We start from the raw sequence: 9,101 nt of genomic DNA on the forward strand, positions 1-9,101 counted from the left end.
AGATCGGCCTCTTTGCGGCCGACCTCGGTGAACTCCCGTGTGTGCGCTCACCGTGATCTCCATGCGCTGCCGTGGGCGTGAAACAGCCCCGTGCACATGCCTTGACCCTGGTGAGCGGCCGACCTTACATTCCCCGAGTCATTCGTATTCTTGATGTGCATTCACATATGTGATCGCACATCGGATGGGGTCACCATGCTTCAGGGCGTTCTGTTCTTTCCTGTCACTCCTTTCGCCGCAGACGGGTCGGTCGACACGGCGAAACTTTCGGTCCATCTGGAGTCCGGCATCGAAGCCGGCGCGGGCGGAGTGTTCGTCGCCTGCGGCACGGGGGAGTTCCACGCGCTCGGGGTGCAGGAGTTCGCTTCCGCGGTGCGCACCGCCGTGGAGGTGGCCGGCGGCCGGGTCCCGGTCTTCGCCGGCGCGGGCGGTTCGCTGCCCCTCGCCCGGCAGTACGCACGGGCCGCGCAGGAGGCCGGCGCCGACGGGCTGCTGCTGATGCCCCCGTACCTGGTGGCCGGGCCGCCGGCCGGGCTGGTCGCCTATGTGCGCCAGGTGGTGGCCGCCGGTTCGCTGCCGGTGATCGTCTACCAGCGCGGCACGGCCCGGTTCGACGTCGCCTCCGCCCTCGACGTCGCCCGCCTGCCGCAGGTGGTGGGCCTGAAGGACGGCACCGGCGACCTGGACCTCCTCGGCCGGATCGTGACCGCCGTCCGGGCCGATCCGGCCACCGGCGGCAGCGGCTTCCAGTTCTTCAACGGAATGCCCACCGCCGAGGGCACCGTGCTCGCCTACCGGGGCATCGGCGTCGGGCTCTACTCCTCGGCGGTGTTCTGCTTCGCCCCCGAGATCGCCCTGGCCTTCCACCGGGCCGTCACGGCCGGGGACGACGAGGTGGTGCAGCGGCTGCTGGCGGGCTTCTTCCACCCCCTGATCGCGCTGCGCGACCGCGTCCCCGGCTACTCGGTGGCCCTGGTCAAGGCGGGCGTCCGGCTGAGGGGACTGGACGTGGGCGGCGTACGTCCGCCGCTGACCGACCCCGCGCCCGAGGACCTCGCCGAGCTGGAGGCGCTCATCGCCAAGGGCCAGGCCCTGGTCACCGAGGCCCGTCCGGCCCACGAGGCCGGTGACACGGACGCGATCGCCGCGGCCGAGGCGGTGGCCCGATGAGCGAGGCACTGCGGATCACCCGCGTCGACATCACCCCCGTGGCGTTCAAGGACCCCGCCCTCCTCAACGCGGTCGGCGTCCACGAGCCCTACGCGCTGCGCGCCGTCATCGAGGTGACGACCGATCAGGGCATCACCGGACTGGGCGAGACCTACGCCGACGAGGGCCACCTGCGCAGACTGCGCACGGCCGCCGACGCGATCACCGGCATGGACGTCCACGAACTCGGCCCCATGCACCGGCGGATCGCCCAGGCGCTCGGTGGGGACAGCGGCAGCGACGGCCACGGGCTGACCGGCATGATCACCACCAGCAGCACCGTGGACCGGGTCTTCTCCCCGTTCGAGGTGGCCTGCCTGGACATCCGGGGCCGCGCCGCCGGCCGCCCGGTCTGCGACCTGCTCGGCGGCGCCGTCCGCGACCGGGTGCCGTTCAGCGCCTACCTCTTCTACAAGTGGGCCGCGCACCCGGGGCACGAGCCCGACGACTGGGGCGCCGCGCTGACACCGGAGGACATCGTCGCGCAGGCCCGACGCATGGTGCGGGAGTACGGCTTCACGGCGATCAAGCTCAAGGGCGGGGTGATGCCGCCCGAGCAGGAGGTGGAGGCGGTGCTGGCCCTGCGGGAGGCCTTCCCCGCCACCCCGCTGCGCCTGGACCCCAACGCCGCCTGGACCGTGGAGACCTCGCTGAAGGTGGCCCGCGACCTCGAAGGGGTCCTGGAGTACCTGGAGGACCCCACACCCGGCCAGGAGGGCATGGCCCGCGTCGCCCGTGAGGCCGCGATGCCGCTGGCCACCAACATGTGCGTGGTCGCCTTCGACGAACTGCCCTCGGCGGTGCGCGCCGACGCGGTCCAGGTCGTGCTCTCCGACCACCACTACTGGGGCGGTCTGCACCGATCCAAGCTGCTCGCCGGGATCTGCGACACCTTCGGTCTGGGCCTGTCGATGCACTCCAACTCCCACCTCGGCATCAGCCTGGCCGCGATGACCCACCTGGCCGCCGCCACGGAGAACCTCACCTACGCCTGCGACACGCACTGGCCGTGGAAGGACCCGGCGGAGGACGTGATCGTCTCCGGCGCGCTCGGCTTCCATGACGGCTCGGTCGCCGTGCCCCGCGGCCCGGGCCTCGGCGTGGAACTGGACCGCGACGCGCTGGCCCGGCTGCACGAGCAGTACCTGCGCTGCGGACTGCGCAACCGGGACGACACCGGCTACATGCGCCGGCTGGACCCGACGTACGAGAAGAAGACCCCGCGCTGGTGACACCGGGCGGCGCACAGCCGCCCCACCCCCCGTCCCCGAATCCCCTCCCGACAAGTCCCGACAAGAAGGTCCTCCCATGCACTGGCTCGACTGGGCCGCCGTCGGCGCCTACTTCCTGGTGATGCTCCTCATCGGCGTGTGGTCGCACCGGCGTGTCAACGACGTCTCCGACTACTTCACCGGCGGCGGCAAGATGCCCTGGTGGCTGACCGGCATCTCGCACCACATGTCCGGCTACAGCGCCGCCGTGTTCGTCGCCTACGCCGCCGTCGCCTACAACTACGGCATCACCGTCTACGTCTGGGCGTTCCTGCCGCTCGCCCTCGGCACCGGCGTCGGCGCCTGGCTCTTCGCCCCCCGGTGGAACCGCCTGCAGCGGCGCTTCAAGGTCGCCTCGCCGCTGGAGTACCTCGCCCGCCGCTACAACATCCCCACCCAGCAGGCACTGGCCTGGAGCGGCGCCCTGCTCAAGGTCTTCGACGTCGCCGCCAAGTGGGCGTCGGTGGCGGTGCTGTTGAAGGTCTTCACCGGCATGTCGATGACCAACGGCATCCTGCTGACCGGCGTCGTCACCCTGCTGTACTGCACGGTCGGCGGGCTGTGGGCGGACGCCCTCACCGAGTTCGGCCAGTTCGTCATCCAGGGCGTGGCCGCGCTGTCGATGATGTGGGTGGTCCTCGACCGGCTCGGCGGCCCCTCGAGCCTCGGCACCCTGTGGCACCGGCTGCCGTCCGGGCACACCGACCCGCTCGTCGGCCCCTACACGGCCGGCTTCCTCACCGCGTACGTCGTCGTGAAGCTCTTCGAGTACAACGGCGGCATGTGGAACCTGGCCCAGCGCTACATGGCCACGGACTCCCCGCGCGCCGCCCGCCGTTCGGCGGGACTGTCGGCCGCCCTGTACCTGATCTGGCCCGCCGTGCTGCTGCTGCCCGCGGTCGCCGCGCCGGTGCTCATGCCGCACATCGCCGACCCGCAGCAGACGTACGCGCTGATGGCGCAGTCCTACCTGCCCATGGGCCTGGTGGGCCTCACCCTCGCCGGGATGTTCTCCCACACCATGGCCATGGCCTCCTCCGACGCCAACGCCATCTCGGCGGTGGTCACCCGTGACATCCTGCCCGCCCTGATCCCCGGCTTCCGCGACGCGAGCACCGAGCGGGGTCTGCGGGTGGCGCGGGTGGTCACGGTGGTGTTCATCGCCGTCTCCATGGTCGTCGCCATCGAGGCCGACCACTTCGGCGGCGTCCTCGGGATCATCGTCGGCATGGTGGCGGCCGTCATGGGCCCGATCTCCATCCCGATGCTGCTGGGCCTGCTGCCGGCCTTCCGCCGCTGCGGCCCACGGGCGGCCCTGGCCTCCTGGGCGCTCGGCCTCGGCGGCTACTTCCTCGTCAAGTACGGCCTGGACGGGGCCTCCCAGACCACCGTGGTCGTCACGCCGCTGGTCACCTCGCTCGTCGTGTACACCGGCCTCGGCCTGCTGCTGCCGGAACCGGACGCGGAGGCCGACGCCGTCGTCGCGGCCGTCTCCGGCCCGGAGCCCGGCCCCGAGGCCGCCGCCCTGAACCCGCTGGCGGAGCAGGCCTGATGCGGCCCCGCTCCGACCACCGACACAGGCCATCGAGAACAGACAGCACAGGCCGACCGAGAACAGACGAACAGATGGAGGTAATCCGCGGATGAAGAGATCCTCGCTGGTGAGCGTCGCCGTCGCCCTGGTCGTCGGCACGGCGGGCTTCACCACGCACACGGCGTCCGGTGCGCGCGACGCCGCGCCCCGGCCCGCACAGACCGCCGCCGCGACGAGCGACGCCGGCGGCCACTGGGTGGACACCTGGGCGTCCATGCCCCAGTTGACCGAGCCCGGCAACATGCCGCCCGCGCCCTTCACCCAGTCCGACCGCGTGTTCGAGCACGCCACGCTGCGCCAGACCGTGCACGTCGCCGTGGGCGGGCAGCATCTGCGGCTGCGCTTCTCCAACGCGTTCGGCGGCACCGACCTGCCCGTCACCGGCGTCACGGTGGCACGCCCGGCCGACGGCAAGGCGGGAGTCGACGCGATCGTGCCGGGCAGCACCCGGACGGTGACGTTCGGCGGGCACCAGGGCATCGACATCCCGATGGGCGCTCAGGCGGTCAGCGACCCGCTGGACTTCGACGTGAGGGCCGGGACCAACCTCACCGTGACCCTCTACCTCGCCGACGGCCAGGCCTCCACCTCCATCACCTCGCACCCCGGATCGCGCACCACGTCCTACATGCTCGCCGGCGACCACCTGGACGACACCGCTCTGCCCGGCGCCACCACCGCCGACCACTGGTACTTCCTCAGCGGCCTGGAGGTGTGGTCGAAGAACACCACCTCCGCCACCGTCGTGCTCGGCGACTCGCTCAGCGACGGCCGCGGGTCCACGACCAACGGCAACGACCGCTGGCCGGACCAGCTCCAGGACCGGCTGCGGTCCCGCCCCGGCACGGCGGGCATCGCGGTCATCAACGAGGCGGCCGGCGGCAACCGGATCCTCCACGACGGTCTGGGCCCGGGTACCCTGGCCCGGCTGGACCGTGATGTCCTCGCCCAGAGCGGTGTCGACCGGCTCATCGTCTTCGAGGGCGTCAACGACATCGGCACGGCCGACGCGACCGAGCCGGCGATGAAGCAGGTCACCGACGACCTGATAGGCGCCTACCAGCAGATCGTCACCCGCGCCCACGCCCAGGGCATCCGCGTCTACGGTGCCACCCTCACCCCGTTCGGCGGCAACGGCTACGACGACCCGGCCGGCCTCCGCGAGTCGGCGCGGCAGGCGGTCAACCGGTGGATCCGCACCAGCGGCCGGTTCGACGCCGTCATCGACTTCGACCAGGCGGCCCGTGACCCCCAGAACCCGCGCGCACTGCTGCCTGCCTACGACACCGGCGACCACCTCCACCTCAACCCGGCCGGGTACAAGGTCCTGGCCGACACGGTCCCGGTGCGCCTCTTCCAACAGCGCCCGTAATCGAGGGACGGGGGCGTCGGCCCGGCCTGACGGGGCCCGGCGCTCCACAGAGGCGAGCAGGTGACCCCGTAGGGACTCCGCCGACGGCGTCGCTGCGCGCCCGTCGGGTCACGCACGAGACGGCCGGTCACGCCCGAGACGGCCGGTCACGCCCGAGACGGCCGGCCACGCCCGAGACGGCCGGCCACGCCCGAGACGGCCGGCCACCACGAGGTGGCCGGCGCGGTCAGCTCGCCAGCCGGTCCACGGCGGCCAGCACCGGCGCGACGCCGTCCTCCCCGCGGATCCGGGCGCCCAGGGCCTCGGCCCGTCGCCGGTGGGCGGCGTCCCCGGTGGCCCGGGTGAGCGCCGCGGAGAGGGCGTCCGCGGTGAGCCCGCGCAGCGGGACGGCGCACGGGGCCACACCGAGACGGACCAGGCGCTGCGCCCAGAACCCCTCGTCGAACTGGACCGGCAGCGGCACCGCGGGCACCCCGGCGCGCAGCCCGGCCGCCGTCGTGCCCGCCCCGGCGTGGTGCACCACGGCGGCCATGCGCGGGAACAGCGCGGAGTGCGGGACCTCGTCGATGGTCAGCATGTCGTCACCGGCCGCCCCCAGCCCGGCCCAGCCCCGCTGCACCACTCCGCGCAGCCCGGCCCCGCGCAGCGCGCGCACGATCGTCCCGCTCAGCCGGGCGGGATCGGGCACGGTGGCACTGCCGAGCCCGACGAAGACCGGGGGCGGCCCCGCGTCCAGGAACTCCCGCAGTCCGTCGGGGAGCCGGACGTCACGGTCGTACGGCCACCAGTAGCCGCACACCTCCAGACCGGCCCGCCAGTCACGGGGCCGGGGCACCACCAGTGGGCTGAAGCCGTGGTGCACCGGCAGGCGCAGCCCCGCGCGGATGCGGCGGGCGGTGCCGATGCGGGCGGCGGGCAGCCCCAGCCGGGCCCGCACGGTGGGCACGGCCGCCGAGAAGACCCGCTCCACGGCGAGGTTCACCCCGTGCCCGGCGAGGCGGTTCACCGGCGCTCCCCAGTGACCGCCGCCGAGCAGTGGAGGGGCGAACTCCCGGGTGGGCGACAGGGGTTGCAGATGGGTGCCCATGCAGGGCAGGCCCAACGCCTCGGCGATGGCGTGCCCGACCGGCCCCAGGGAGCCGGACAGCAGCAGGACGTCGCTCTTCTCGGCCGCCGCGATCAGCTCGTCCGTCATGCGCGCGAGGGCCGCCCGCACCAGCCCGACGGCGCGCAGCATCTTGCCCGCGTCGGTCGCGCTGCGGTGCAGGCCCCGCCCGCGCGTGGAGTGGAGTTCGGCCCGCGGATCCACCGGCAGCGCGTGGAAGCCGAGCCCCGAGCCCGCGACCAGCGGCTCGAAGCGCCCGTGGGTGACCAGGGTGACCGCATGACCCGCGCGGGCCAGGCCGTGCCCCAGTCCGGTGAAGGGGGCGACGTCTCCCCGGGAACCCGCCGTCATGATCGCTACGCGCACGACGGCCAGTATGGCCGCGCCGCCGCCCCCCGCCGGTGAACGACCCGTCGGATCGCGGAGCCTTCACCCCGCGCCGTTCACACCCCGAGCTGCCGGGCGGCCGCGTCCACGGTCTGCTCCAGAAGCGTGGCGATGGTCATGGGACCGACACCGCCGGGCACCGGCGTGATGAGCGAGGCCCGCTCCACGGCCGAGTCGAAGTCGACGTCGCCGACGTTGCCCTCGTTGTAGCCCGCGTCGATCACGACCGCGCCCGGCTTGATGTCCTGGCCGCGGACAAGCCGCGGCCGGCCCACGGCGGCGACCACGACATCCGCCTCCCGGACCACGGATGACAGCTCACGCGTCCGCGAGTGGCAGTACGTCACCGTGGCGTCCCGGGCCAGCAGCAGCATGCCCACCGGCTTGCCGAGGATCGCGCTGCGCCCGACGACGACGGCCCGCTTGCCGGCCAGGTCGACGTCGTAGGCGTCGAGCAGTCGCAGGATGCCGCCGGGCGTGCAGGAGACGAAACCCGGCAGGCCGAAGCTCATCGTGGCGAAGGAGGCGAAGGTGACGCCGTCGACGTCCTTCTCGGGCGCGATCGCCTCGAACGCGGCCCGCTCGTCGATGTGCTCGCCGACCGGGTGCTGGAGCAGGATGCCGTGGACGGAGGGGTCCTGCGACAGCGACCGCAGGGTGCCGACCAGTTCCTCGGTGGTGGTCTCGGCGGGCAGCGCCACACGGCGGGAGTCGATGCCGGCCTTGCGGCACCGGTTCTGCTTCATGCGGACGTAGGTGACGGAGGCGGGGTCCTCGCCGACCAGCACCGTCGCCAGACAGGGCGCCGTGCCCGTGCGGTCGGTGAGTTCGGCGGCCTTCCGCGCGGTCTCCTCGACGATGCGTCGGGCGAGCGCGGTGCCGTCCATGAGTCGGGCCTGGGACATGGTCCACTCCTGAGCGTTCGACGGAATCACCCAGGCGCGCGGCTACGACTCTGCGTGGACCGCTCCCCGGTGGTGCTCCACCTCAGCGCCAGTCACGGCCCCGCCCCAGCCTAGCCGAACCCGCCCGCCGCCCCGGCAGCGCCCGCGGCGAACGGGCGCGGGCCCGGGGCCGCACCGCGCGCAGCAGGGACCTCACCAGTGCGGCGGAGGCCAGCCGCTGTGTCGCGGAGGCGGCCCGCGAGGGCCGCAGCCGCGCGGAGTGGGACCCGCCCACTCCGGCGCGGGCCGAGAAGCTCCACGTCAGCCGGGAGCTGACCTGGACCCGCGCGGCCTTCCGCCCTACTCGTCCCATGTCCGCATCATGATCCGATCGGCGATCCTGCCGTCGCGCAGCGCACCGGCGTCGAAGGCGGGGCGTGCCGTGGTCGCCATGTGACCTCCCACGAAGCCATGACCCGGCCGGAGCGGGCCGTCACGGGCCTCTCCTTCGAGCGTCCTCCGCCCTTCCGTGCCCGGCAAGCGGGACCGCGGCCCGCGGTGAACGCCGCGTTCCTCCGCCGCTTTCTCGTCCTGTCGGGTGAGCGGGGACCTCAGGCCGTGTCCGGGTGGGGGCCGGCGGCGTTGCTGAGGGCATGATCTCCACTCGACGTATCTTCACCGTCGTCGGTCTCGCCGCTTCCGTCACGGGTCTCGCCGCACTGCCGGCGAGCGCCGCCGACACCGGGGTCCCGGTCGTCGGTCGGCTGGTGCCGCTCGGCACGGTCGACTCGCTCGCCCGCACCGGCCTCCCCGCCGAGCAGCAGAACGCCGTCCCCTCGGTCTCCGGGCAGCTCTCCTCCCTCCACCACGTGCAGGACCTCAACCAGCTGAACCAGCTCAGGCAGGTCACCGGCCTCGTCTCCCCGCTCTTCGGGCTGGTGCCCGGCATCCACTGATCCCGCGGGCGCGGCGACCGGCCCCGACCGCCGCCGAACCGCGTGGCCGCCGGTAGTGTCGGGACCACGAACAACGGTCGACGGAAGGGACCACCACCATGGCCCAGGAAGTGCGCGGCGTGATCGCACCCGGGAAGGACGAGCCCGTACGGGTCGAGACGATCGTCGTGCCGGATCCCGGGCCCGGAGAGGCCGTCGTACGGGTCCAGGCATGCGGGGTCTGCCACACCGACCTGCACTACAAACAGGGCGGCATCAACGACGAGTTCCCCTTCCTCCTCGGCCACGAGGCGGCCGGCGTCGTGGAGTCGGTGGGGGAGGGG

The 9,101-nt window shown here is 73.1% G+C and carries 9 protein-coding genes and 1 riboswitch; of the genes, 6 read left to right on the forward strand and 3 right to left on the reverse strand.

Annotation, left to right across the window (positions count from 1 at the left end; genetic code table 11):
• Positions 1 to 195: 195 nt before the first annotated feature.
• From IE318_RS17110 to IE318_RS17125, 4 genes are all read left to right on the forward strand, one after another.
• A complete protein-coding gene (locus IE318_RS17110) occupies positions 196 to 1,170 on the forward strand; it encodes a 5-dehydro-4-deoxyglucarate dehydratase (RefSeq protein ID WP_189901238.1) in 975 nt (324 codons plus the stop codon).
• Positions 1,167 to 2,441: a glucarate dehydratase family protein gene (locus IE318_RS17115; protein WP_189901240.1), complete on the forward strand. Its 1,275-nt coding sequence runs from the start codon at positions 1,167 to 1,169 to the stop codon at positions 2,439 to 2,441. The genes IE318_RS17110 and IE318_RS17115 overlap by 4 nt, the downstream gene beginning before the upstream one ends.
• A gap of 76 nt (positions 2,442 to 2,517) precedes the next feature.
• Positions 2,518 to 4,032 (forward strand): sodium:solute symporter family protein, encoded by a 1,515-nt coding sequence (locus IE318_RS17120; RefSeq protein WP_189901242.1) that lies wholly within the window; start codon positions 2,518 to 2,520, stop codon positions 4,030 to 4,032.
• 91 nt (positions 4,033 to 4,123) lie between these two features.
• Positions 4,124 to 5,446 (forward strand): SGNH/GDSL hydrolase family protein, encoded by a 1,323-nt coding sequence (locus IE318_RS17125; protein ID WP_189901244.1) that lies wholly within the window; start codon positions 4,124 to 4,126, stop codon positions 5,444 to 5,446.
• Between the two features lie 226 nt (positions 5,447 to 5,672).
• Here the strand turns inward: IE318_RS17125 and IE318_RS17130 are convergent, their stop codons facing one another.
• The 3 genes from IE318_RS17130 to IE318_RS17140 form a co-directional block, all read right to left on the reverse strand.
• Complete coding sequence (locus IE318_RS17130; RefSeq protein ID WP_189901292.1) at positions 5,673 to 6,902, reverse strand: glycosyltransferase; 1,230 nt, start codon at positions 6,900 to 6,902, stop codon at positions 5,673 to 5,675.
• A 92-nt stretch (positions 6,903 to 6,994) separates the two neighbouring features.
• Complete coding sequence (locus IE318_RS17135) at positions 6,995 to 7,843, reverse strand: bifunctional 5,10-methylenetetrahydrofolate dehydrogenase/5,10-methenyltetrahydrofolate cyclohydrolase (protein ID WP_189901246.1); 849 nt, start codon at positions 7,841 to 7,843, stop codon at positions 6,995 to 6,997.
• Positions 7,844 to 7,864: 21 nt separating this feature from the next.
• Positions 7,865 to 7,949, reverse strand: a riboswitch (ZMP/ZTP riboswitch).
• Complete coding sequence (locus IE318_RS17140; RefSeq protein ID WP_189901248.1) at positions 7,926 to 8,195, reverse strand: hypothetical protein; 270 nt, start codon at positions 8,193 to 8,195, stop codon at positions 7,926 to 7,928. (Overlaps the previous riboswitch by 24 nt.)
• A gap of 280 nt (positions 8,196 to 8,475) precedes the next feature.
• Between IE318_RS17140 and IE318_RS17145 the strand changes: the two genes are divergently transcribed.
• Positions 8,476 to 8,778, forward strand: coding sequence for a hypothetical protein (locus tag IE318_RS17145; protein ID WP_189901250.1), 303 nt, complete (start codon positions 8,476 to 8,478; stop codon positions 8,776 to 8,778).
• Positions 8,779 to 8,876: 98 nt separating this feature from the next.
• Positions 8,877 to 9,101 (forward strand): alcohol dehydrogenase catalytic domain-containing protein (locus tag IE318_RS17150; protein ID WP_189901252.1); only part of this gene is annotated, 225 nt, incomplete at its 3' end.

The organism is Streptomyces spiralis (genome assembly GCF_014654675.1).
GTDB lineage: Bacteria > Actinomycetota > Actinomycetes > Streptomycetales > Streptomycetaceae > Streptomyces > Streptomyces spiralis.